This window comes from Streptomyces sp. BA2 (assembly GCF_009769735.1).
In the GTDB taxonomy this organism is placed as follows: Bacteria; Actinomycetota; Actinomycetes; order Streptomycetales; family Streptomycetaceae; genus Streptomyces.
The window spans coordinates 556137-577294 of record NZ_WSRO01000002.1 but is presented as its reverse complement, the minus strand read 5'-3'; the positions used below and the strand labels follow the sequence as shown (position 1 = coordinate 577294).

At 71.3% G+C, this 21158-nt stretch carries 23 protein-coding genes and 2 pseudogenes; 16 read left to right on the top strand and 9 right to left on the bottom strand.

Annotated elements, in window-relative coordinates; genetic code table 11:
- Window positions 1–54 precede the first annotated feature (54 nt).
- The 6 genes from E5671_RS05395 to E5671_RS05370 are packed head-to-tail and all read left to right on the top strand — an operon-like array spanning window position 55 to window position 5652.
- Window positions 55–1626 (top strand): ATP-binding protein, encoded by a 1572-nt coding sequence (locus E5671_RS05395; protein ID WP_160510000.1) that lies wholly within the window; start codon window positions 55–57, stop codon window positions 1624–1626.
- Entirely contained in the window at window positions 1623–2069 is a 447-nt protein-coding gene (locus E5671_RS05390) for a roadblock/LC7 domain-containing protein (RefSeq protein ID WP_160502690.1), read from the top strand. The genes E5671_RS05395 and E5671_RS05390 overlap by 4 nt, the downstream gene beginning before the upstream one ends.
- The gene (locus E5671_RS05385) at window positions 2066–2428 is read left to right on the top strand and encodes a DUF742 domain-containing protein (RefSeq protein ID WP_160502689.1); all 363 of its coding nucleotides are present in this window, start codon (window positions 2066–2068) and stop codon (window positions 2426–2428) included. Before E5671_RS05390 ends, E5671_RS05385 begins: the two co-directional genes overlap by 4 nt.
- On the top strand, window positions 2406–3032 hold the full coding sequence (locus E5671_RS05380; protein ID WP_160502688.1) for a GTP-binding protein: 627 nt from the start codon (window positions 2406–2408) through the stop codon (window positions 3030–3032). Before E5671_RS05385 ends, E5671_RS05380 begins: the two co-directional genes overlap by 23 nt.
- On the top strand, window positions 3029–4327 hold the full coding sequence (locus tag E5671_RS05375; RefSeq protein WP_160502687.1) for a cytochrome P450: 1299 nt from the start codon (window positions 3029–3031) through the stop codon (window positions 4325–4327). The genes E5671_RS05380 and E5671_RS05375 overlap by 4 nt, the downstream gene beginning before the upstream one ends.
- A 59-nt stretch (window positions 4328–4386) precedes the next feature.
- Window positions 4387–5652, top strand: coding sequence for a cytochrome P450 family protein (locus tag E5671_RS05370; RefSeq protein ID WP_160502686.1), 1266 nt, complete (start codon window positions 4387–4389; stop codon window positions 5650–5652).
- Window positions 5653–5656: 4 nt separating this feature from the next.
- Here the strand turns inward: E5671_RS05370 and E5671_RS05365 are convergent, their stop codons facing one another.
- Both E5671_RS05365 and E5671_RS05360 read right to left on the bottom strand, forming a co-directional pair.
- Window positions 5657–5932 (bottom strand): SHOCT domain-containing protein, encoded by a 276-nt coding sequence (locus E5671_RS05365; protein ID WP_336605671.1) that lies wholly within the window; start codon window positions 5930–5932, stop codon window positions 5657–5659.
- Between the two features lie 47 nt (window positions 5933–5979).
- Window positions 5980–6531, bottom strand: coding sequence for a 2'-5' RNA ligase family protein (locus E5671_RS05360; protein WP_160502685.1), 552 nt, complete (start codon window positions 6529–6531; stop codon window positions 5980–5982).
- 90 nt (window positions 6532–6621) lie between these two features.
- Here E5671_RS05360 and E5671_RS05355 point away from each other — a divergent pair, with 90 nt between their 5' ends.
- Both E5671_RS05355 and E5671_RS05350 read left to right on the top strand, forming a co-directional pair.
- Window positions 6622–7026 carry a RidA family protein gene (locus tag E5671_RS05355; RefSeq protein ID WP_160502684.1) on the top strand — a complete coding sequence of 135 codons (405 nt, stop codon included), beginning with the start codon at window positions 6622–6624 and terminating at the stop codon, window positions 7024–7026.
- Between the two features lie 17 nt (window positions 7027–7043).
- On the top strand, window positions 7044–7613 hold the full coding sequence (locus tag E5671_RS05350; RefSeq protein WP_160502683.1) for a cysteine hydrolase family protein: 570 nt from the start codon (window positions 7044–7046) through the stop codon (window positions 7611–7613).
- A gap of 25 nt (window positions 7614–7638) precedes the next feature.
- Here the strand turns inward: E5671_RS05350 and E5671_RS05345 are convergent, their stop codons facing one another.
- Window positions 7639–7959: a cupin gene (locus E5671_RS05345; protein ID WP_160502682.1), complete on the bottom strand. Its 321-nt coding sequence runs from the start codon at window positions 7957–7959 to the stop codon at window positions 7639–7641.
- A gap of 289 nt (window positions 7960–8248) precedes the next feature.
- Between E5671_RS05345 and E5671_RS05340 the strand changes: the two genes are divergently transcribed.
- Window positions 8249–9193, top strand: a complete 945-nt coding sequence (locus E5671_RS05340) for an endonuclease/exonuclease/phosphatase family protein (protein WP_160509998.1) — start codon at window positions 8249–8251, stop codon at window positions 9191–9193.
- Between the two features lie 137 nt (window positions 9194–9330).
- The gene (locus E5671_RS46935; RefSeq protein ID WP_272902818.1) at window positions 9331–9456 is read left to right on the top strand and encodes a hypothetical protein; all 126 of its coding nucleotides are present in this window, start codon (window positions 9331–9333) and stop codon (window positions 9454–9456) included.
- A 96-nt stretch (window positions 9457–9552) separates the two neighbouring features.
- On the opposite strand, the gene amaB is transcribed toward E5671_RS46935, so the two are convergent.
- The 3 genes from amaB to E5671_RS05325 form a co-directional block, all read right to left on the bottom strand.
- Window positions 9553–11082, bottom strand: a complete 1530-nt coding sequence (gene amaB / locus E5671_RS05335) for an L-piperidine-6-carboxylate dehydrogenase (RefSeq protein ID WP_160502681.1) — start codon at window positions 11080–11082, stop codon at window positions 9553–9555.
- A gap of 68 nt (window positions 11083–11150) precedes the next feature.
- Window positions 11151–12548 carry a 2-oxoadipate dioxygenase/decarboxylase gene (gene hglS, locus E5671_RS05330; RefSeq protein WP_160502680.1) on the bottom strand — a complete coding sequence of 466 codons (1398 nt, stop codon included), beginning with the start codon at window positions 12546–12548 and terminating at the stop codon, window positions 11151–11153.
- Window positions 12549–12588: 40 nt separating this feature from the next.
- The gene (locus E5671_RS05325) at window positions 12589–13794 is read right to left on the bottom strand and encodes an NAD(P)/FAD-dependent oxidoreductase (protein ID WP_160502679.1); all 1206 of its coding nucleotides are present in this window, start codon (window positions 13792–13794) and stop codon (window positions 12589–12591) included.
- A gap of 221 nt (window positions 13795–14015) precedes the next feature.
- On the opposite strand from E5671_RS05325, the gene E5671_RS05320 reads away from it, so the two are divergent.
- A complete protein-coding gene (locus E5671_RS05320) occupies window positions 14016–14924 on the top strand; it encodes a LysR family transcriptional regulator (RefSeq protein ID WP_160502678.1) in 909 nt (302 codons plus the stop codon).
- Here the strand turns inward: E5671_RS05320 and E5671_RS05315 are convergent.
- Together E5671_RS05315 and E5671_RS05310 are read right to left on the bottom strand one after the other, a co-directional pair.
- On the bottom strand, window positions 14915–16105 hold the full coding sequence (locus E5671_RS05315; RefSeq protein WP_443032571.1) for an alanine--tRNA ligase-related protein: 1191 nt from the start codon (window positions 16103–16105) through the stop codon (window positions 14915–14917). The genes E5671_RS05320 and E5671_RS05315 overlap by 10 nt on opposite strands.
- Before the next feature lie 257 nt (window positions 16106–16362).
- Entirely contained in the window at window positions 16363–16839 is a 477-nt protein-coding gene (locus E5671_RS05310; RefSeq protein WP_160502677.1) for a DUF3592 domain-containing protein, read from the bottom strand.
- A 120-nt stretch (window positions 16840–16959) separates the two neighbouring features.
- Here E5671_RS05310 and E5671_RS47360 point away from each other — a divergent pair.
- From E5671_RS47360 to E5671_RS05300, 3 genes and pseudogenes are all read left to right on the top strand, one after another.
- Window positions 16960–17046 (top strand): annotated as a pseudogene (locus tag E5671_RS47360) (metalloregulator ArsR/SmtB family transcription factor); the annotation flags it as partial.
- A gap of 80 nt (window positions 17047–17126) precedes the next feature.
- Complete coding sequence (locus E5671_RS47355) at window positions 17127–17297, top strand: hypothetical protein (RefSeq protein ID WP_336606093.1); 171 nt, start codon at window positions 17127–17129, stop codon at window positions 17295–17297.
- Window positions 17294–17731, top strand: a pseudogene (locus E5671_RS05300) (dihydrofolate reductase family protein). The gene E5671_RS47355 and the pseudogene E5671_RS05300 overlap by 4 nt, the downstream one beginning before the upstream one ends.
- A gap of 121 nt (window positions 17732–17852) precedes the next feature.
- On the opposite strand, the gene E5671_RS05295 reads toward E5671_RS05300, so the two are convergent.
- The gene (locus E5671_RS05295; protein WP_160502676.1) at window positions 17853–18860 is read right to left on the bottom strand and encodes a lytic polysaccharide monooxygenase auxiliary activity family 9 protein; all 1008 of its coding nucleotides are present in this window, start codon (window positions 18858–18860) and stop codon (window positions 17853–17855) included.
- A 335-nt stretch (window positions 18861–19195) separates the two neighbouring features.
- Here E5671_RS05295 and E5671_RS05290 point away from each other — a divergent pair, with 335 nt between their 5' ends.
- Together E5671_RS05290 and E5671_RS05285 are read left to right on the top strand one after the other, a co-directional pair.
- A complete protein-coding gene (locus tag E5671_RS05290) occupies window positions 19196–19369 on the top strand; it encodes a hypothetical protein (RefSeq protein WP_160502675.1) in 174 nt (57 codons plus the stop codon).
- A gap of 29 nt (window positions 19370–19398) precedes the next feature.
- Window positions 19399–21123, top strand: coding sequence for an HEXXH motif domain-containing protein (locus E5671_RS05285; protein WP_160502674.1), 1725 nt, complete (start codon window positions 19399–19401; stop codon window positions 21121–21123).
- Window positions 21124–21158: the final 35 nt, after the last annotated feature.

Here is a 21158-nt window from a genome sequence, read left to right as displayed (position 1 = left end):
GTGGTGAGCCGTCTCAGGCGCGGGTCCGTGGGCCGCGAGGCCGTGGTCTGGCTGATGGCCGTGGTCCTCGCGATCGCGGGCGCGGTGCTCGCCGCACTGGATGCCGCGGCGGAGTGGCGGCAGGTCCTGGCCGGCGGCTGCGCCGCGGTCGCGGTGCTGCTGCTCGCCTGGGTGCTGCTGCTGGTGCGGCAGTTGTCCGCCGAGCGGGCCGACCGCGCCCGGCTGGAGCGCCTTGCCGCGGCCCGGGAGGCCGAGGTCACGCACCTCGCCGGTGTACGGCTCCCGGCGATCGCGGAGCGCGTACGCGCCGGGCAGCGCCTTGAGGGTGTGCCGGGGCCGTTGGCGGCGCCCGCGGAGACCGGTGAGCAGTTCGCGCGGGCCCTGTCCGCCGTGGCCGTCGCCCTGGGGTCGGACGAGGCGGTGCGCCGCGAGCGCGGACTGCGCGACTCGGTGCAGGCCGCGTTCGAGTCCGTCGCGCGCACCATGCACGCGATGGCCACCGTGCAGCAGCAGGTTCTCGACCGGGTCGAGCGCTCCATCGACGACCCGCACCTCATGGGCGAGGTGATGAAGGCCGACCACGCGGCGGCACAGATGACCCGCAAGGCCCAGACGCTTCTCGTCATGTGCGGGATCTGGCCCGCCCGCAGGGAGACACGGCCGGTCTCGCTGTACGACTGCGTACGCGGCGCGCAGTCGCGGATCGTGGAGTACAGCCGGATCGAGGTGCACGGCGGACAGACGCTGTACGCCGTGCCGCCCGCGGTGGAAGGGCTGATGCACGCCATCGCCGAACTCCTGGAGAACGCCACGGTGTTCTCGCCTTCGCGCTCCCAAGTCGTCGTCACCATCCGCGAGGTGGGGGCCGGAGCGGTCCTGGAGATCGACGACGCCGGACTCGGGATGCCGCCGGACGTGCTGCACCGGGCGATGGGCCAGCTCCGCGACGACCAGGACCTGGCCCGCCTCGGCGCGGTGCCGCGCCTCGGCCTGGCCTGCGTGGGCCGCTGGAGCCGGGAGCTCGGCTTCAACGTGGAGCTGAGCGGGGCTTCGGCCTACGGCGGCACGCGTGCGGTGACGTTCGTGCCCTTCCGCCTGCTCACCGAACCGCCCTCGCGGCTCACGGGATCCCACCGGGCGAGCAGCCAGCCGGCTCCGCCGCAGCAGGCCACCGAGCCCGGGCCCGCGGCCGTCCCCGTACGGCAGCCGATGGTTCCCGGCGGGTCGCCGGAGCACGTCGACGCGCGGACGCACGACCAGCACGACCCCGCCGCACACGAAGAGTTCTCCGTCCGGGCCGCACCGGGTGTGCCTCCCGCGCGCGAGACACCTGCCGGTCTGCCCCGGCGGCGCAACCGGCGCCAAGCGGCCCCGGGAGCTCCGCACCGGCCGGGCCCGGGGCAGCGGCAGGCACCACCCGCCGCACCCACGACCCCCTGGACGCCGGAGGCGGCGCGTGCGTCGATCGCCAGCGTGGTGTCCGGTTCGCTCCGTGGCCGCGCGGCCCTCGACGCCGACGCGGCTCAGCCTGCGGAGCGGGAGGCGAACCCGTCGGCGGAGCCCCGGCCGACCGCGGCACCGACCCAACCCCCCACCCCTGACGAGCATGACGGAGGCCGGCAGTGACCGGAATCATCACCCCCCTTCCCGACCTGGGCTGGATGCTCCGCCCCCTGATCGAGATCCCCGGGGTCCGGCACAGCGTGGTGGTCTCCGAGGACGGCCTTCGGCTCGGACACGCCTCCGCGGAGAACCTCACCGGCCCGGTGGCCGACCTCAGCGTCGCCGAAGCCGAGTCCCTCTCCGCGGCCTGTGCGGCGATGACCATGACGGGCCGTTCCACGACCGCGCTGCTCTTCGGCTCCGGCGCCGGCGTACGGCAGTTGATGCTGGAGTCCGACCACGGCTTCGTGCTGTTCACGCACGCCGGTGTGGGCGCGCACCTGGGGGTCGCCACCGACCTGGAAGCGGACGTCGGCCTGGTGGCCCAGCAGATGCAGCTGCTCGTGGTGAAGATCGGCTCGCACCTGAGCAGCCAGCCGCGGGATCCGGCCGCCGCGGCGTCATGACGGAACCGCGGCCGGAGGAGCCGACGGCCTCGGCGATCCGCCCGTACGTGATCACTCGCGGGCGGGCGGCAGCCGACACCGAGGCGCTGGCCTGGGAGTCCCTGGTGATGGCGACGGACGCGGCCTTTCCCGCCTCGCTCCAGCCCGAGCACCAGACCATCCTGGCGCACTGCCAGGGGCTCCTCTCGGTGGCCGAGGTGGCCGCCCACATCGGCCAGCCCCCCTCGGTCGTACAGGTGTTGCTCTGCGATCTCCTCGAATGGGGGCTCATCGTGACCCGCCCGCCCGTTCCCCCGGCCGAACACACCGATGTGACCATGCTCAGAAAGGTCCTCCATGGTCTCGAAAGCCGCCTCTGACGCACCGGCACCGGCCCCGCGGCCCGCCGGTTCCGGGAAGTACCTCACCTCCAGCGTCGCCGGCGCGGCCAAGATCCTGGTCGTCGGGCCGCTCGGGGTCGGCAAGACCACCCTGATCGGCACCGTCTCGGAGATCAAACCCCTGTCCACCGAGGCCGTCATGACCCAGGCGGGCGCCCGGGTCGACACCGTCGCGGCCGGCGGCAAGACGACCACGACCGTGGCCCTCGACTTCGGCCGGATGACCATCGACGGCGAGCTGGTGCTCTATCTGTTCGGCACCCCGGGCCAGCAGCGGTTCCTGCCCGCCTGGCGGGACCTGGCCAAGGGCGCGCTCGGTGCCCTGGCCCTGGTGGACACGCGTGACCTGGAGGCGTCCTTCGACGCCCTGGGCAACCTGGAGGAGCTCGGGCTGCCCTTCGCGGTGGCCGTCAACATCTTCCCCGGCAGCCCCCAGCACACCGCCGACGATCTGCGCACCGCACTCGACCTGCTCCCCGGCACCCCCGTGGTGACCTGCGACGCACGCGACCCCGCGTCCTCGGTCCGGGCCCTGATCGCCCTCGTCCAGCACCTCATCCACGTCGCCACGGAGACCTCATGACCTCGCCCCACGCCGCGGCCGGACCGCCCGCCCGCTGCCCGGTCACCGGAGCTCCGGCGCCGACCGCGTTGCACGGACCCGACCTCGACGGCGACGCCCTGCCCGCCCTGTACGAGCAACTGCGCCGCGACCACGGGCCGGTGGCGCCCGTCGCCATCGCCCCAGGCGTCGACGCCTGGCTCGTCATCGGCCACCGCGAAGTGCTCCAACTGACCCGCGACGAGCAGGATTTCTCGCACGACCCGCGCCGCTGGAGCCTGCTGCGGGAAGGCCGTGTGCCCGCCGACTCACCGATCCTGCCCATGGTGGGCTGGCGCCCTGCCCTGCTGTTCGCCGACGGACAGCAGCACCGCAGGATGCGCGCCGCCGTCTCCGCCGCGCTGGCCGGGATCAACGGCCACGAACTGCGGCGCTCCGTGCGGGCCGCCGCCGAGCAGGTGATCGTGTCGTTCGCGGAGCGCAGCGAGGCCGACCTGGTGGCCGACTACGCGCGCAAGCTGCCGATGCGCGTCATCACCGCGCTGCTCGGCGTGGACGAACAGACAGGGCGTCACCTGGTGGAGGCCGTCGCCGGAACCGTCGCCGCCACCGCTGACTCCGCCGACGCCAGCAAGCGCATGGGCGCGATCCTGCTCCAGCTGATCGAGGAGAAGCGGCGCCGCCGCGGCAACGACATCACGTCGGCCCTGCTGCACCACCCGGCCCGGCTCACCGACGAAGAGGTCCTGCACAACCTCGTCGTCATGTTCGTCGCGGGCAACCAGACCACCGTCAACTGGATCGCCACCACTCTGCGCATCCTGCTGTGCGACCCGCAGTTCCGCTCCTCGCTGACCGGCGGCCACCTCAGCGTGGACGACGCACTCGACCTGGTCCTGTGGCGCTTCCCGCCCACCCAGAACTTCCCCGCCCGCTATGCCACCCGGGACATGACCTTCGGCGGGCAGTCCGTCCGCACCGGCGACATGCTCATCCTCGGTCTGGCGGGCGCCAACGCGGACCCGCAGATCCTCCCGGACGACGGCGCACCGGTCGTGGGCAACCGCTCGCACCTGGCCTTCGGCGCGGGCCCGCACATCTGCCCCGCCCAGGACCCGGCCCGGCTCATCACCCGTACCGCCGTGGACACGATCCGCCACCGCCTTCCCGACCTCGAACTGGCCATCCCGCAGGACGAACTGGAGTGGATCAAGTCACCCTGGAGCAGGGGACTCGCCGCGCTCCCCGTCCGCTTCACCGCCCCTGTCCTGTCGCAGCATTCGGCACCCTTGCCGGAGGCCCAGGCCGTGCTCTGACCGGCCACCCCGTCAGCCATCGGCCGCGGCCGACCCGCCCCCTCGACCAGGAGAGCCCGTTGAACACGTCACCGGTGAACACCGACGCCGCAGCAAGCCGGCCGCACCGCTTCGACCCGGCCGGCGGCTGCCCGCACGCGGACAACGCCCGGCTCCTGTCCCGCGGCGCCGTCACGCCGGTGGTGCTGCCCGGTGACGTACAGGGCATGGCGGTCCTCGGCCATGACGCGCTCAAGGAGTTCCTCGCGCACCCCGATGTCGCCAAGAACGCACAGCACTTCGCCGCGCTGCAGGCAGGCGAGATAGCCGACGGCTGGCCCCTGAAGACGTTCGCGACGGTGCAGGGCATGACCACCGCCGACGGCACCGACCACCGCAGGCTGCGCTCCCTGATGGGCAAGGCGTTCACCGCGCGCCGGGTGGCGGAGCTCCAGCCGCGGATCACGGCCCTGACGACCGAGCTGCTCGACAACCTGGAAGAGGCCGCGGCGGGCGACGGCGTGGCCGACCTCCGCAAACACTTCGCACTGCCGCTGCCCATGGGGGTCATCTGCGAACTCCTGGGCGTGGACGCCGAGTACCACGACCGGCTGCACCACCTGTCGAACCAGATCGTCGCCACCGACATCGGCCCCGAAGAGGCGATGGCCGCCAACCGGGAGATGGTGGAAGTCCTCGGAGCGGTCGCCACCGCCCGCGCCGCCAGCCCCGGCGACGACCTGACCAGCGCCCTGATCGCGGCCCGTGAGGAGAACGGCGACCGGCTCAGCCCGCACGAGCTGCTCGGCACCCTGATGCTCACGATCATCGCCGGGCACGAGACCACCCTCAACCTCATCACCAACGCCGTACGCGCCCTGTGCACCCACCGCGAACAGCTCGCCCTGGCCAAGGCCGGCAAGGTGAGCTGGGCGGACGTGGTGGAAGAGACCCTGCGCTGGGACAGCCCCGTCAGCTACTTCCCCTTCCGCTACCCGACCCGTGACCTCACACTCGACGGCACGGTCATCCCCAAGGGCACCCCTGTCCTGGCCGGCTACTCCGCGGCGGGCCGCGACAAGCAGGCGCACGGCCCCGACGCCGACCGCTTCGACATCACCCGCGACAACACCACCACCCGGCACCTGTCCCTGGGCCACGGCGCGCACTTCTGCATGGGCGCACCGCTGGCCCGCATGGAAGCCACCATCGCCCTGGAGCAGCTCTTCAGCCGCTTCCCCGACCTCGACCTGGCCGTCCCGGAACCCGACCTGCCCCGCCACGCCTCTTTCGTGGGGAACAGCGTGCAGAAACTCCCCGTGCGCGTGGGCGCCCGCCGACCGTAGCCGGTCAGGCCAGGACCTTCGCCTTGGCCTTCTCGTACTCCTCGGCGGTGATGTCGCCGTTCTTCCTCAGCTCGGCGAGCCGCGCCAGCTCGTCGACGTGACCGCCACCCGGCCCTGAGCCGGCCGCCTTCTGTACGTAGGCGCGGAACGCCTGCTCCTGCTCCTTGGCCTGCGCCACATCCCGCTCGCCCATGCTGCGGCCACGGGCGATGAGGTAGACGAGGACGCCGAGGAAGGGGAGTCCGCGAGGTCGCGGAATCAGTTCCGGTGAGTCAGGCATATCGCCGAAAAGGGAGTCCCGCATCTCGGGCCGCGAGGCTTCCGCGATCACGAGCCGAGGCGGTACTCGGCGCGGTCCTGCCAGCGTGTGCCGTCCCAGGCGATGAGGTGTACCGCGCGGACACGGCAGCTCAGCGGCAGCAGGGGTTCCAGTTCGGCCTGCAACGCGTCGTACGCGGCGTCCTGGGTCGCGGGGCCCTCGCTGTTCGCGACCGTCAGATGCGGGGTGAGCGGGGGGTCGAAGATCCCCCGGTAGGGCACGGCCTCCGGCCAGAGCTCGGTGAGGTCCTTGGTCAGGGCAGTGACCGGGGCGTGCGGCCACGGGTCGAGGTAGAGCACACCGGGATAGCGGGCGAACTCGGCGAAGGTCAGAGTGAAGGCGTCGTGCCCGGCGAAGAGACCGGACAGTTCGCGGCGGGCCGCGGCGTCGAGGCGGCTCTCGTGCACGAAGGGGTAGAGCACCGTCACATGGGCCGGGAACCCCGCCCGGACCAGCGGGTCGGCTTCGGGGAGCTTGATGGTGAGCGCGGTGTCACCCGGTATGTCCGGCCATCCGTCCCCCGCGGCCTCGCGCTCGGCACACTCTTCATCGGCATTCATCACGCGCCATGATCGCACCGGGATCACACCGGGCGGCGATTGGCTCCGCCCTCGCGGAATGGGCGGGCCCCCGCCGGAGTTCGAGCAGACATGACGAACGATCAGCGCACGATCACGAACCCGGACACCCTCCACGACCCGACGCCGTTCGGCTACAGCCACGCCGCATCGGCACCCGGCGAACTCGTCTTCATCGGCGGCCAGTACGCCTCCGACGCCACCGGAGCCCCTGTGCCCGGCGCCTTCGCCGCCCAGGTGGACCTGGCCTTCGACAGGCTGCTGTCGGCCCTGGAAGGGGTCGGCCTCGGATACGAGCACGTGGTACGGCTCGGCACCTTCATCGTCGACCACGACCTGGACAAACTGGAGGCCCTGGGCAAGGCGCTGCACGCCCGCTTCGGCGACCGGCTCCCCGCGCAGACGCTGAGCGGTGTGGCCTCGCTCGCGCTGCCGGGGATGCTGTTCGAGGTGGATGCGGTGGCGGTACGGCCGTGAACGAAGGGACGACAGCCATGGCGAACAGGAACAGCGCCCTCCTCGTGATGGACGTCCAGCGCGAGATCGTGGACCTCGCCGACGACGGCTCGGGATATCTGCCGCGCCTGCGCCGTGCGATCGACGGCGCCCGCGCGGCGGACATCCCCGTGATCTACGTGGCCATCGCGTTACGGCCGGGCTATCCGGACGTCAGCACCCGCAACAAGGCGCTCACGGCAGTGGCGCGAGCGGGTCTGCACATCGAGGGCGAGCCCGGCACCGAGATCCACCCCGACATCGCGCCTCGGCCGGGCGACACCGTGGTCACCAAGCGGCGCGGGAGCGCGTTCTCGGGCAGTGACCTGGACCTGGTGCTCAGGGCGCGCGACATCAACAACCTCGTTCTCACCGGCATCGCCACCAGCGGCGTAGTGCTGCACACCGCGTGTCACGCGAACGACCGGGACCTCGGACTCACCGTCCTGTCGGACGCCTGCCTCGACCTGGACCCCGAGGTGCACGCGCTCCTGATCGGGAAACTGTTTCCGCAGTGGGCGGAGGTCGTCGCCGTCGAGGAGTGGCTCAAGGGCATCGCGGCGGCGTAGCGCCGCCTGCTCGGAACTTCAGACTTCAGACCTCGGTGACGGCCGTCAGGATGACGGCCGAGTCGGCCAGCGCGGTCAGGCCGTGGCGCTCGTGCGGGATGGGCGCGAACTCACCCTCGCCCAGTTCGAGCGTATCGCTCGCAGTGGTGAGCCCGACCCGCCCGCGCAGGACGAACAGGGTCGCGGCCGTGGGCGTCTCGTGCTCGCTCAGCTCGTGTCCGTTGATGAGCACGATGAGGCTCTGGCGCAGCGGACCGTCGTGCAGGAGCAACTCGGCGCTGCGCCCGTGCGCGGCGGCGCGGGCCTTTTCGAGGTGCTCTCCGACGAGGGCGTAGAGGTCGGCCACTGCAGGTCCCTTCGACGGAGAGCGGACGGGCGTGTGCGGACTCGCGTGTGCGGACACGCGTGTATGGACACGCGGTCCCCAGTCTTCCCTTTGCCCGCGTGCCCCGCATCCGGCGGCCGGAACCTGATCACCCGATGGTGGCGTCCTTCCAGCCACGCGACGCTCACAGCCGGGGAGCGGGGGGAGACAGGGGAGCTCAGTGGAGCGGCTGGACAGCGGGGCGGCGCCGGAGACGCGGAATCCGCGCCTGCGGCGGTGGCCGGGCCGCGGCGCCCGGCTGCGGCGGGGAGTGGACGCGAAAGGCAGGTCCCCCTGGACGCGCGGCCGGATTCTCGCGGCGCTCGCCGTCCTGACCGCGGCCCTGCTGGCGTTCCACTCCGCCGTGCCCAACACCGTCGGCCGCTTCGGCAGCCTCCTTGAGACGTTCCTGCCCTGGCTCGGCCTGGCCGTTCCCCTGTTGCTCGCCCTGGCCCTGCTGCGCCGATCGGCCCTGGCACTGGCGGCCCTGCTGCTGCCGGTGGCCGCCTGGGGGATCCTCTTCGGCGGGCGGGTGACCGCCGGGGACGATGGCAGCCACGACATCACGGCCGTCCAGCACAACGTCAGCGACGTGAACACCGACCCCGCGGGCACGGCCCGCGCCCTGAGCGACTCAGGCCCGGATCTCATAGCCCTGGAGGAGCTGACGCCGACTGCGCTGCGGACGTACGAGCGGGAGCTGGCCCCGGAGTATCCCTACCGGGCGGTGAGGGGCACGGTCGGCCTCTGGTCGAAGCATCCGCTGACGGACATCAGGGCGGTGGACATCAGGCCGGAGGGGGTCGGGAAGGACTGGAACCGCGGGATGAGGGCGAAAGCTCGTACGCCATGGGGTGATGTCGCGGTGTACGTCGCCCACTTGCCCTCGGTGCGCGTCCAGTGGCACGGCTTCAGCTCCGGGCGACGGGACGAGAGCGCCGACCTGTTGGGTGCGGTACTGGCCGCCGAGGCGCTGGAGAAGGTGATCCTGCTGGGTGACCTCAACGGCACGGTGGACGACCGTGGCCTCGACCCGGTCACCACACGTCTGGACTCGGTGGGACGGGACTTCGCCTTCAGCTGGCCCGCGTCCTTCCCGGTCTCGCGGATCGACCACATCATGGCGCGCTCGGCGACGGTCACCCACGTCCGGACGCTGCCCGCCACGGGCAGCGACCACCTTCCCGTCGCCGCCGGCATCTCCCTCGCCCCCTGATCAAGAGTTCCACTTCCGAACTCCCGCCATCCATAGGTATGTTGCCCTCGTCTCTTTCTCGCGTTGGGGGAGGGGCGCCCGGGGTCGGCCGTCATACGGCGGCCGGGTTGGGCGCCCCGGAACCGAGAGGAGGAGATATGGCCGAGCGCAAGTCGTCCATGCGGACAAAGGTGGGGCAGGATCTCGCGACACGCATCACGGCGGCCCTGGTGGGCCGCGCCCTCTGGGCGGTGATCGTGGAGCTTTTCCGGCGCGACCTTTGAGGGCTTGAACAGCCCTGGGCAGCGTTCAGCGGTGCCCCTTGGCGACCCCCATACCAAGGGGCACCGCCTGTCCGGCGCAGAGGTGCCTCCAGCCCCTTAGAGGAAGCTGACGTTCTGGGCCAGGGCGAGGCGGCCCGAGTAGTTGATGGTGTTCGTGGCCGGACGCATGTACGCGCGCCAGGCGTCGGAGCCGGACTCGCGGCCGCCGCCCGTCTCCTTCTCGCCGCCGAACGCGCCCCCGATCTCGGCGCCGGACGTGCCGATGTTGACGTTGGCGATGCCGCAGTCGGAGCCCTCGCAGGACAGGAAGAGCTCGGCCTCCTGCTGGTCGCGGGTGAAGATGCTGGAGGAGAGACCCTGCGGGACGTCGTTGTGCAGGGCGATGGCCTCCTCCAGGGTGTCGTAGGTGAGCACGTACAGGATCGGGGCGAACGTCTCCTGGCGTACGACGTCGGTCTGTTCGTCGACCCGGACGACGACCGGTTCGGCATAAGCGGCCCCCGGCGCCGCGTCCGCAAGGCGCCTGTTGCCGCCGGCGAGGATCTTGCCGCCCTGCGCCTGTACGCGGGCGAGAGCGTCCTGCATGCCGTCGAGGGCGGCAGGGGAGATGAGCGGGCCGACGAGGGTGTTCTCGTCGAACGGGTCACCGATGGGGAGCTTGGTGTACGCGGCCGTCAGGCGCGCGACGAGGGCATCGGCGATGCCGCGGTGGACGATGAGACGGCGCAGCGTGGTGCACCGCTGGCCCGCCGTGCCCGCCGCCGCGAAGACGATGCCCTGCACCGCGAGGTCGAGGTCGGCCGACGGAGCCACGACCGCGGCGTTGTTGCCGCCGAGTTCGAGCAGGCTGCGCCCGAACCGGGCCGCCACGCGCGGGCCGACCTCACGCCCCATGCGGGTGGAACCGGTGGCGCTGACGAGCGCGACGCGCGGATCGTCGACCAGCCGCTCGCCCACGGCACGGCCGCCGAGCAGGAGACGGTGTACGTCGCTGGGCGCGCCGGTCTCCTTCGCGGCCTGGGCCAGCAGCCGGTCGCAGGCCAGCGAGATCAGCGGGGTGAGCTCGGACGGCTTCCAGACCACGGTGTCACCGCAGGCGAGCGCCACCGCCGTGTTCCACGACCACACCGCTGCGGGGAAGTTGAACGCGGAGATCACTCCGACCACACCGAGCGGGTGCCAGGTCTCGGCGAGGCGGTGGCCGGGGCGCTCGGAGGCGATGGTGCGGCCGTAGAGCTGGCGCGAGAGGCCGACCGCGAAGTCGCAGATGTCGATCATCTCCTGGACCTCGCCGAGCGCTTCGGAGCGGATCTTGCCCGCCTCGATCGTGATCAGGTCGGCCAGGTCGTTCCTGTGGTCGCGCAGCAACTCCCCCAGACGGCGCACGAGTTCACCACGGCGCGGGGCCGGCGTGGTGCGCCACGTGAGGAACGCCTCGCGGGCGGCGGCGACGGCGTCCTCGGTATCGGCGGCGGTCGACGCGGTCAGGCCGAAGAGGTCCTCGCCCGTGATGGGCGTACGCGCCTGGAAGTCGCCGCCCTCCGGGACGGTCACGCCGATGTGCCGCAGGCTCGTGCGGGCACGGGTACGCAGGTCGTCCGTGGCGGGCACGGTGGTGCCGGTCATGATGCTCCCTGGGTGAGGTGAGGTGAGGTGAGGTGAGGTGAGGTGAGGTCTGTGGGTCGGGGGCAGGGTCAGTCGTGGGTGCCGTCGATGTCGAGGCCCAGTTCGCGGCCGATCTGGGTGATCGAGAGACTCTGCTGGTGTTCGTACAGGGCGTACGGGTCGAGGACCTCGCGGCCGATGGCGCCGGAGAGCCAGTCACTGTCGTACGCGGTGCCTTCCTGCTCGGTGTTCCGCGATCCCTCGCCGCTGAGGTTGGACTGGAAGATGCCGGCGGCTGAGCGCGGCAGGAAGTCCTCGTAGACGACAGGGTCGGCCCGCACCCAGCCTCGGCTCTCCAACGCGTCGATGGTGGCGGGAGGTTGGGTGCCGTCGTGTGGACGGTCTGGTGTGGCGCGGTAGGTGAAGTAGGCCAGCTCCTGTGCGGCGAGCTCCCGCTCGGTGGCCGGTACGTGTGCGCTCCACAGGGCGCGGGCCACTTCGGTGCGATCGGCCGCGGGGCGTCGGGCGGTCTCGGCGTCGGCGAGGGTGAGCAGGCGGTCGTAGAGCGCGCGGCCCGCCGGGGTGAGGGCGATTCCGCGGGCCTCGACCTCGCCGAACCGCACCCGCAGGGCGCCGCGGGTCACGCTGCCGTCGGCCAGGCGCAGGGCGCGCGGTTCGGCGAGGGCACGGAAGGACGTCTGGCGCAGCAGCAGGTCGGGGCCCTTCCAGCCGGGCGGGCCCTGGATGGTGTCGATCATCTCGATGCCGCGGTCGGTCATGCGCCGGTACAGCTCGTCGATGTCCAGGACGCGCGGGGTGAGGTGGTTGATGTGGGTGGAGCGGACGCCCCCGATGTCCGCGGCGACCGCCGATACCCTTTCCAACTCCTCGTACCAGGACTTGTCGATCGGTTCGGTGGACAGCTCGAAGGCCTGGACGGCGAGTTGGAGGAAGCGCTCGGCATCCGCCTCGGGCAGTTCACACTCTGCCTCGGCCCGGTCCGCCAGGGCGAGCAGCTCCGGAGGGAACAGCTCGCGCCCGGCCAGGAACGTCTCCAGGCGGGAGCGCAGCTCGGCGTCGAAGAAGCGTGGGTCCGCGGGCGTGAGCAGCGAGGTGAAGACCCGGAAGGGGTTGCGCGCCAACTCCTCGGCGTCCACCGGACGGAACGCCGTCGACACGACAGGCACCGCGCTCGCGGCCGCCTCCCGCAGGTCGTAGAAGCCGACCGGACGCATGCCGAGCGCGCCGAAGATCCGGGCGACGTGGCGCAGTTCGGTGGGAGTGCCCACACGGATGGCGCCGTGCCGCTCCGCCGTGACCCGGCTGATGGAACCGAGCCGTTCGGCATCGGCGCCCTGCGCGCGCAAGGCGTCCTCGTTCACTTCGCGCGAGACGTCCACGAGGGTGTTGTAGGCCGGGACTTCCCGCCCGTACATCTCCGAGAGCCGGGCGGCGAAGGCGGCCCGCAGCTGCCACTGGCTGATCATGGAAGGTCTGCCTTTCCGACGGTCCAGAACGGGGGAGGGGTCAAACGACGTGCGCCTCGGGACGGATCGCGGCCCCGGCACGGAAGCGGTCGGCGCTCATCGGCGCGATGTCGACGCACGGCTCGCGTTCCAGATGGAGATCGCGCACGACCTCGCCGACCGCCGGGGCCTGGAGGAATCCGTGCCCCGAAAACCCGGTGGCGTAAAGGAAGTTGGGCAGTTCGCCGGAGCGGCCGATCAGGGCGTTGTGGTCGGGCGTGACCTCGTACAGGCCCGCCCAGCCGTCGGCGACCGGCATCGCGGCGAGGGCGGGGGCGCGACGGCGTACGACGTCCTGGAACAGGTCAAGCCACTCCAGGGTCCAAGTGGTGTCGAAACCGTCGGCCTGGCGGGGGTCGGCCAGGCCGAGGAGCAGCCCGCCGTCGCTGTTGTGGAAGTACGCGGACGAGGTGAAGTCAATGGTGAAGGGGATACGCGGAGCCGTCGGCGAAAGCCTTTCGGTGAAGGCCAGTTGGCGGCGCACCGGCCGGACGGGAAGGCCGACGCCGACCATGGCCCCGATCTGCCCTGACCAGGCGCCGGCCGCGCAGATCACGGTGGAGCAGGCGACGGTGCCGCGGTCGGTGTGCACGGCACTGACGCGGTCGCCGGTGGTGTCCATGCCGGTGACGCGGGTGTGCGTGGCGAAGCGGACGCCCGCCCGGGCCGCCGCGTCGGCGTAGCCGTGCACGACCAGGCCGGGCCGGGCGTGCCCGTCGGTGGGGGAGTGGACGGCGGCCACCAGGCCCTCGGTGCTCAGATACGGGCAGAGACGCCGGGCCTCGTCGGCGTCGATCATGCGGCTCGGCACGCCCAGGCTGTTCTGCAGCCGCACGCTCTCGGTGAACTCCGCGACCTGCCGCTCGCCGGTGAGCAGGAAGAGATAGCCCACGGTGTCCAGGCGGATGTCAGCGCCGGGCCGGTGCGGGAAGTCCTGGAAGGCGCGGAGACTGCGCCGGCCGAGCTCGATGTTGAGCGGGTCGGAGAAGTGGGCGCGCACGCCGCCGATCGGTTTGCCGGAACTGCCGCAGGCGAGCTCGCCGCGTTCGACGACGACGATGTCGCACACCCCCGCCTCGGCGAGGTGGAAGGCGATGGAGGCCCCCATCACGCCCCCACCTACGACCACGACATCGGCGGTCGGCGGGAGGGTGCGGAAAGCGGGGGCGGAGGCGGGAGCGGTGGACGGAAGCGGTGACGAGGACAAGAGGCCGATCCTTTCCAGAGGCCGACGTCCGGAACAACTGACCTGAAGAGGCGTCAGTTCACGGGCGGGGCATGGCCGTCAGTAACTTGCTCAGTAACTCGCGGGGCGCTGATCAGCTGGCTGCCCGCCATCGTGACGCAACCCAACCGTTGACGTCCATGAACAGATCCTGCTCCTGATCATTGACGATCTCTATACGGCCGCCTGATGATGGTGGCCTCATGGACTGGACGAGCTCCCAGCTGCGGTCCTTGGTGGAGCTGACCCGGCGCGGCACCATCACCGCCGTGGCGAAGGCCCTGGGCTACACCCCCGGCGGCGTCTCCCAGCAGATCGCCGCGCTGGAGAAGGCCGCGGGGACACCGCTGCTCCGCCGGGCGGGCCGCCGGGTCGAGCTCACCGACGCCGGGGCCACGCTGGCCCGGCACGCCGAGCGGATTCTGGCCACGGAGGCCGAAGCCGTCGAGGAGCTGGAGCGCGGTCGCGGCGCGGTCTCCGGCACCCTGCTGGTCGGCCTGTTCGCCACGGCCGCCGCCGAGATCCTCCCGCCGGCCCTGCGCCAGGTGCACGCGGCCCACCCCGAACTCTCCGTGCACAGCCGTGACATGGACGTGGACGAGGTGTACGACGCCGTCGCCTCGGGAGGTGTCGACCTGGCGCTCGGCCTGGACTACCCGGACGTGCCCATCCCGCGCGACGCCGCTCTGCGCGTGACCCGGCTCCACCGCGAGCGCTTCGCCCTGGCGGTGCCCACCGGCTGGATGGACGGCCGCGACCGCGCCGCCCTGGCCGACACCCGGGATCTGGCGTGGATCCTGCCGTCCGCCGACAGCTACTACGGGCGCGCCGTACGCACCGTGTGCCGCCGCGCGGGCATCGAACCGGACGTGCGGCACGAAGTCACCGACACCGCGGCGACTTTGGCCCTGGTCGAGGCGGGCATCGGCGTGAGCACGGTGACCGAGCTGATGCTCGGCCTCCGCGCCTCACGCTTCGACGTGCTGCGGTTGCGTGAGCGGATCGAGCGGCACGTCGTCGTGGTGTGCCGCGCCTCCGCTGAACGGCGCCCGGCGGTGGCCGCCCTGGTCGACGTGCTGCGGACCGTGGCCGGGCAGCTTCCTCACCCCTGACGCAGGGTCAGAACCAGATCGCGCGGCAGACCGTGGGTGTCATGGAGGTAGTGGAAGTCCCCCTCGTCGAGCGGGCCTTGGAACCGGGGCCGGGCAAGAACCTGCCGCCCCCGATCCAGGAGCAGCCTGAACCGCCGCTCCTCCTCGATAAGCACGCGCCGCACGTCGTGCGGATCCACGTCCTGACGGAAGTGGCCCGAGGTGTGCCGCACCAACTCGACCGGCAGATCGGTCAGTTGTCGCGAGGGGGCGTCACGCCACAGCACGGTGAGGACGCGTCGTACGAGTCGGCGCAGGACGTAGCCGCGGCCGGTGTTGGCGGGGCGTACTCCGTCGCCGATCACCACCATGGCCGAGCGGAGGTGGTCGCAGACCAGTCGCAGGCTCGGCTGGTCCAGCTGCCACAGGCCCGGCACGAGGCTTCGCCAGGGGGCGAAGAGGTCGCACTCGAACACCGACGTCCGCCCCTGAAGCAGCGAGGAGAGCCGTTCCAGACCGAGACCGGTGTCGATGTTGCGCTGGGGGAGCGGCACGAGTGTCCCGTCGACGAGCCGACGGTGGCGCATCATCACGTGGTTCCAGATCTCCACCCAGCGGTCGTCCCCTGTCGGCGTGGACTCGGGCGGGGTGTCGCCGGTCCACAGAAAGATCTCCGAGTCGGGTCCGCACGGCCCGGTGGACCCGTTGGGCCACCAGTTGTCCTCGACGGTGAGCTCCACCGGAACCCCGCGGTCCTGCCACAGTTCGAGGGAGGCGGTGTCGGGCCCGACCTGGTCGTCGCCGCCGAAGACGGTGACGTGCAGCAGACGCGGGTCGATGCCGAACCCGTCGGTGAGCAGGTCGTACCCCCAGTGGAGGCTCTGCTGCCCCTCGTAGTCGCCGAGTGACCAGGTGCCGAGCATCTCGAAGACGGTCAGGTGGGTGGAGTCGCCGACCTCCTCCAGGTCCGTGGTCCGCAGACAGCGCTGCACGTTGACCAGACGCCTGCCGAGCGGATGAGGCCGCCCCTCCAGGTACGGGGTGAGCGGATGCATGCCCGAGGTGGTGAACAGCACCGGGTCGCCGGGCGGGGGCAGCAGCGTCGAACCGGTGATCCGGCGGTGTCCACGCTCCTCGAAGTACTCGACGAACGTGCGGACGACGTCTTCGGTGCTCAGTTGGGAGTTCAATCCGGTGTTCATGGGGTGGCTCCTTCGCAATCACAGCGGGGAGGCACCGGACAACAGGTCCGCGCATGAGAACCGGGGCGGGAACACCACGGAGACCACGAAAACACCGGCGGACCGTGTCCGGTCGCCGGTGGAGAGGGGAAGTACGTCAGGCGGCGGCAACCGGCGAGCTGGGCGCTCGCGCGGTCGCGGTGGTGTGTGGACCGGTGACGTTCATAAGGCCGACGATAACGCGCGCGGATCTCGGCCGCACACGATTTTCGTCCGGCCTAGGCACGCCTTCGCCTTCGCCCTACCACCGCAATGGTCGTTCCGACCCCCAGGATCACAAGGCCGATCCCTCCGAAGATCAGCGGCAGCAACCACAGCGAGACGAACCCATTGATACGCGCGTCCTCGGGGGAATCGGCGCGGTACAGCACCTCGACCCGCTCACCCCGCTCGTACGACGGCGGATTGGAACCCATCGAGCTCCGGAACGTCCGCGGTGCGCCGTCCGCCGACGTGAACTCGACCACCGGGTACGCCACGGGTCCGTCACTACCCCGCGTCTTGCGCGATGAGCCGCCGTGATCGCTGCGCCACTCCAGCGTCACCACCGTGCCCGGGGCACGCTTTGCATCCGCGAGGAACGAGATCGACACCCCCGCCAGGATCAACCCGATGGCCGTGAACAGCGCCCCGAACGCGATCGCCCCGAAAGTAACCCACTGGCGGGCTCCCCAGCCTCGCACCTGCAAAAGCACGACGTCCCTCTCACTTGTCCAAAGGAGAGGGACGCTATCCGATACTCGTGCGCTCCAGCTCTGCTGGTCGCCCGCTCCTGGGGCTCCGCCGACCTGACGCCGCGCGCGGTTCCGGCCTGAGTGGCCGCCCCGGCCCGCTGGCGGCTCCTGAGCCTGCTGGCCGAGCGGCCCCGTCCCGTGGGTGTCCTCGCCCAGCTGGCCGAGGCGCGCCAGCCGCAGACGACCAAGCACCTCCAAGTCCTCGACCGCGCCGGCGTCGTCACCTACCAGCGCCGCCTGCTCGCACGGTGGTGGACGCCGGACGGCCTCCGCGTATCCGAGCTCGTCTTCGAGGCGCCGACTTCATCGCAGGCATCGAGATCGGCTTCGGCCAGAGCCTCGACAAGCTCGCGGCGACCCTCGCCATGGACCCGCACGACTCCCGCGTCACAGACGGCACAGACAGCAGCACGAAGTGACTGAGCAGACCGCCGGCCGCCGCGTCGTCACCAACATGAGCCTCTCCCTCGACGGCCACTACGCCGCGCCGGACAACCCCCTGGATATGAGCTGGGTGATGCCGTACGCCCACACCGACGTCGCCCGTGACCTCCTGACCAGCCTCTGGGAACCGGCGACGACAGCCCTGCTCGGGCGGATCAACGCAGAGGGATTCCTCGCTTTCTGGCCCACTGTCATCGGCATGGAGGGTGCCGACCCGCGTGTCCACTCTCGGCGAGGCGCCGTGGGAGCGGACGACGATCGTCGACAAGCCGACCGCCGAGGCGGTCACGGACCTCAAGTCGACCTGCGTCTCTTCGACGGCGGCCTGCCCACCGGGCAGTGGACGCTGGTCAGCCAGGCAGCGGGAGAGCACGGCACGTTGGCGCTCGTCTGCGACCGGGTCCGCTGACGCACGCCGAAGACCACGGGACTGCCGTACGCGCCCGGGGCATCGCGCGGCTGACCGTGCAATGCCCCGGGTGGTGCGAAACATCAGTCCTGGCTGCCGACGCGTGTGGAGCTCATGGCCCTTACCGGTCAGTGGCGTTGTCCGGCCTGCGGTGGCGCAGGTGCAGGACGGTACCGCCGGCCAGGACCACCGCCCCGGCACCTGCCAGGGCGCTGACCAGGCCGACGCCAGGAGAGCCCGTGGGCGATTCGGAGGCGGCGTTCTCGATGTCCGGGGTGGCGTCGCCGTCTCCGTGGTCTTCGTGCACCGCATCGGCCTTGGTGTTCTCCTTGCCGGCGCCGAGCGCGGTCACCGCGGCGCCGGACCGTTCGCCACCGGTCAGTCCGGTGACCTCGCCGTTGCCTCCGTCGAAGACCACGTCCGAGCAGGAGAAGAAGTTCTCCTGGCTGTCGGAGCGGATCCACTGGACGAACAGGATGTGCCGGCCGGTGCGTTCAGGCAGCCGCAGGTCCCAGTAGTAGTGGCCCGCCTCGCTGCCAGGGCCTCCCTCCTGCGGCGGGTCCTGGACGGTCTGTACGTTCTCCAGATCCGACCAGCCCAGGGGCTGTTCCGGGTCGAAGCCCTCCTTGGTGACGTACACCTTGAACTTGCCCGGATGGTGCGCCCAGTTGCTGTAGTTCATCTCGATGGTGGCGCCGCCGGTGAGATGGGTGACGGGCCAGTCGGTGCGGGCGGCGTTGTACGGGGCGAAGTCGTAGGGGCTGCGGTCGCCGGCGCTGCACAGCGTGCCGTCCTCGACATAGCCGTCGCCGCGGCCGCCCGCGTTGGAGTCGAGTACCGCGAACCAGTTGTAGAGCGGCGTGGTGCCCGCCTCCTGAACTGCCGCCCTGCAGGCGGGGTTGGTCGGCATCTGGGTGGAGGAGTTGGCGAGCAGGTCCTTGTAGCACAGGTAGGTCCGCGACCCGGGCACCATGGCCACGCCGTGCGCGGCGGCCGTGCCGGGGACCGCAAGGACGGCAGCGGCGGCGATGCCCGTGGCGCCGGCGAGAGAGGCGAGGCGCCTGGCCCGCACCGAATGCCGTACGCGGGACCGGGCTCGGACGAGCACGGGGGAGCGGGGAATGTTCATGGGAACGTCTCCTTCGGGGAGTTTCCGATGAGCGGCTCGCGTCGTAGTCGCCGCCGGGCGCGGATTGGTTGCCGCGACCTCGACGGCCTCCTGTGCCGCCGGCTCACCCACCGGCATCACGTCCGAATCAGTCGTCGCCCAGCAGCGCAGCTCAGGGGAGCTTGTGAGGAGGTGGGCGAAAACGATCGGGTCTACGTCAAATCCATTCGAATCTGCCATCGTGGCGCGCTATCGTGACCCGTCAGTCCACCTGGACTGTCGAGCCCCGCTAGGCAGGGGCCCACTCCTGTCCGGCCGCTGCAGCGTCGCTGCCCATTCAGAGATGTGAGTCCGGTGTGACCGAGCCGTACGGTGTCGAATCAGAACTGGTTGACCTCAGCGCGGTCAGCCCGGCCGACGCCCGCACCCTGGATGCCGCACTCGTCGAGGCATCGATGCAACGGCTGCTGAGTCGCATCGACGACCCGGCGAGCAGCATGGGTGGCTACAACCCGCAGCGCGACGAGTAGCGCGATCGCGGCATGACCCCGGAGCTGCCATGCATGTCGACGCACAACCGCTGGGACAACATCGCGTAGGGCTCGCGCCCTACCGCGACCTGCTGTCCGGGGAGTGCGGTCCGGACGCCGTGGATTCGCTGCGTGCCGCCGAGCGGAGCTGGCGGCTGCTTCTTCTGCGCGCGCTCATCGATGCCGCCGATGGCATCCCTACCGCCTCGCTCCCTCCCCTGGATGACGGCTGGCAGTTGTTGACCCGTGCCTGGGAGGCGAACCCCGAGCCGGTGGAGCGCCTGTTGCTGTATCCCACCGTCGGCACATGGGCGGCGTACGCACTGCGGCGCGTGCGCGGCACCGTGACGGGTGATGCCCCGCTGTGGGTGGAACTCGGCCAGTTGCACGCGGTGGGAGCATCCGCCGCGGTGCTTGCCGGCCTGGACTTCCGGACCACGGTGCCGGTACGTGACGGGTGGGTGGTGCTGCCCATGCTGGGCGGCGCCAGGGTGCCGGTGGCCGATGGCCGGTGGGCCGGCGCCCAAGTGTCCGCGGAAGCAGGCACGGTGCGGGTCGGCAAGGTGCGGCGGGGCACGCCCGGCTGGTCCCCCTTGCGGGAGTTGAGCGGGGACGGCTGCACTGTCGTCCTCGACGACCTCGACCCCTACCGGGGGCTGCGCGCCCCCCAGCCCCCGCAGCCCCTGGACTCGGACAGCCGCTTCCCCGCGCTGTTCAAGGAGGCCTGGGCCTTGCTCGTCCAGGACGACCCGGACATGGCCCGGGCCGCGGCCAAGGGCCTGAGCTCGGTGGTGCCCCGGCCACGTGCGGAGCCCTACCGCCCGCACAGCGCCTCGTCGGGCGATGCGTTCGGCGCCGTGGTCGCGTCGGAGCCCGATGACGCGGAACAGTTCGCGGCAACGTTGGTGCACGAGTTCCAGCACAACAAACTCGGTGCCTTCATGCATCTGTTCACCCTCTACCGCGACGGCGGCACCGAGCGCTTCTACGCGCCCTGGCGTGATGATCCGCGCCCGCTGGGAGGGCTCTTGCAAGGGGTGTACGCCTTCTTCGGCGTCACTCGGTTCTATCGGCGGCGGCACACTCAGCTGGGCGCCTTCGAGTACGCCCTGTGGCGCTCACAGACTCTGCGGGCACTGCACGGCATCCGTGAGGCGGACCGACTCACGGACCTGGGCCGGGAGTTGGTCGACGGGCTGACCGCACGCCTCGACGCCTGGCAGGACGAGCCGGTCGGCCCGCGGGCGCTGGACGCGGCCCGGCATGCTGCCGCCGACCATTACGCGTCCTGGCGTGCCCACCATGTCGAGGCCGACGCGGACGAGGTCATTCGTGCCGTCAAGGCGTACGAAGCGGACCGTGCGGTCACGCTGCCGCAGGGAGCCGATGTCGTCGTGCCGGGAAGCCCGCGGCGTGGATTCGACACCGGTGCCGTCCTGCTGCGCAGGCTGCTCGCCGACCCCGAGGCTCTGCGCGCCCTGCGTGCAGCGCCGGGTGAGGTGGTCGAAGGTGCTCGCCCGGAAGACGTTGCTCTCGTCACCGGCGACACCGGCTGGGCCCGGCAGCGGTTCGAGGCCCGCATCATCGAGGAGGGGGCACCCGAGGCGTGGGTCGGCCTCGGCCTCGCCCTGCGGGCCGAGCACCACCCGGCAGCGGACGTCCTGCTGACCCGCCCTGAGTTCGTGATGGCGGTGCACGCCGAACTGAGGGGCGGCGTCGATCCGGTGCGGCTGGCCTCGTGCTTCCGCTCCTGACGCAAGACCGCTCCTGACGCAAGGCCGCTCCGGGC

Coding starts and splice junctions, on each gene's coding strand:
- E5671_RS05360 (WP_160502685.1), bottom strand. CDS start 6,531: ATGAATGCCGATGAAGAGTGTGCCGAGCGCGAGGCCGCGGGGGACGGA.
- E5671_RS05395 (WP_160510000.1), top strand. CDS start 55: ATGGCCGTGGTCCTCGCGATCGCGGGCGCGGTGCTCGCCGCACTGGAT.
- E5671_RS05365 (WP_336605671.1), bottom strand. CDS start 5,932: ATGCCTGACTCACCGGAACTGATTCCGCGACCTCGCGGACTCCCCTTC.
- E5671_RS05295 (WP_160502676.1), bottom strand. CDS start 18,860: ATGAACATTCCCCGCTCCCCCGTGCTCGTCCGAGCCCGGTCCCGCGTA.
- E5671_RS05350 (WP_160502683.1), top strand. CDS start 7,044: ATGGCGAACAGGAACAGCGCCCTCCTCGTGATGGACGTCCAGCGCGAG.
- E5671_RS05355 (WP_160502684.1), top strand. CDS start 6,622: ATGACGAACGATCAGCGCACGATCACGAACCCGGACACCCTCCACGAC.
- amaB (WP_160502681.1), bottom strand. CDS start 11,082: ATGACCGGCACCACCGTGCCCGCCACGGACGACCTGCGTACCCGTGCC.
- E5671_RS05375 (WP_160502687.1), top strand. CDS start 3,029: ATGACCTCGCCCCACGCCGCGGCCGGACCGCCCGCCCGCTGCCCGGTC.
- E5671_RS05380 (WP_160502688.1), top strand. CDS start 2,406: ATGGTCTCGAAAGCCGCCTCTGACGCACCGGCACCGGCCCCGCGGCCC.
- E5671_RS05315 (WP_443032571.1), bottom strand. CDS start 16,105: ATGAACACCGGATTGAACTCCCAACTGAGCACCGAAGACGTCGTCCGC.
- E5671_RS46935 (WP_272902818.1), top strand. CDS start 9,331: ATGGCCGAGCGCAAGTCGTCCATGCGGACAAAGGTGGGGCAGGATCTC.
- E5671_RS05385 (WP_160502689.1), top strand. CDS start 2,066: ATGACGGAACCGCGGCCGGAGGAGCCGACGGCCTCGGCGATCCGCCCG.
- E5671_RS05320 (WP_160502678.1), top strand. CDS start 14,016: ATGGACTGGACGAGCTCCCAGCTGCGGTCCTTGGTGGAGCTGACCCGG.
- E5671_RS05285 (WP_160502674.1), top strand. CDS start 19,399: ATGCATGTCGACGCACAACCGCTGGGACAACATCGCGTAGGGCTCGCG.
- hglS (WP_160502680.1), bottom strand. CDS start 12,548: ATGATCAGCCAGTGGCAGCTGCGGGCCGCCTTCGCCGCCCGGCTCTCG.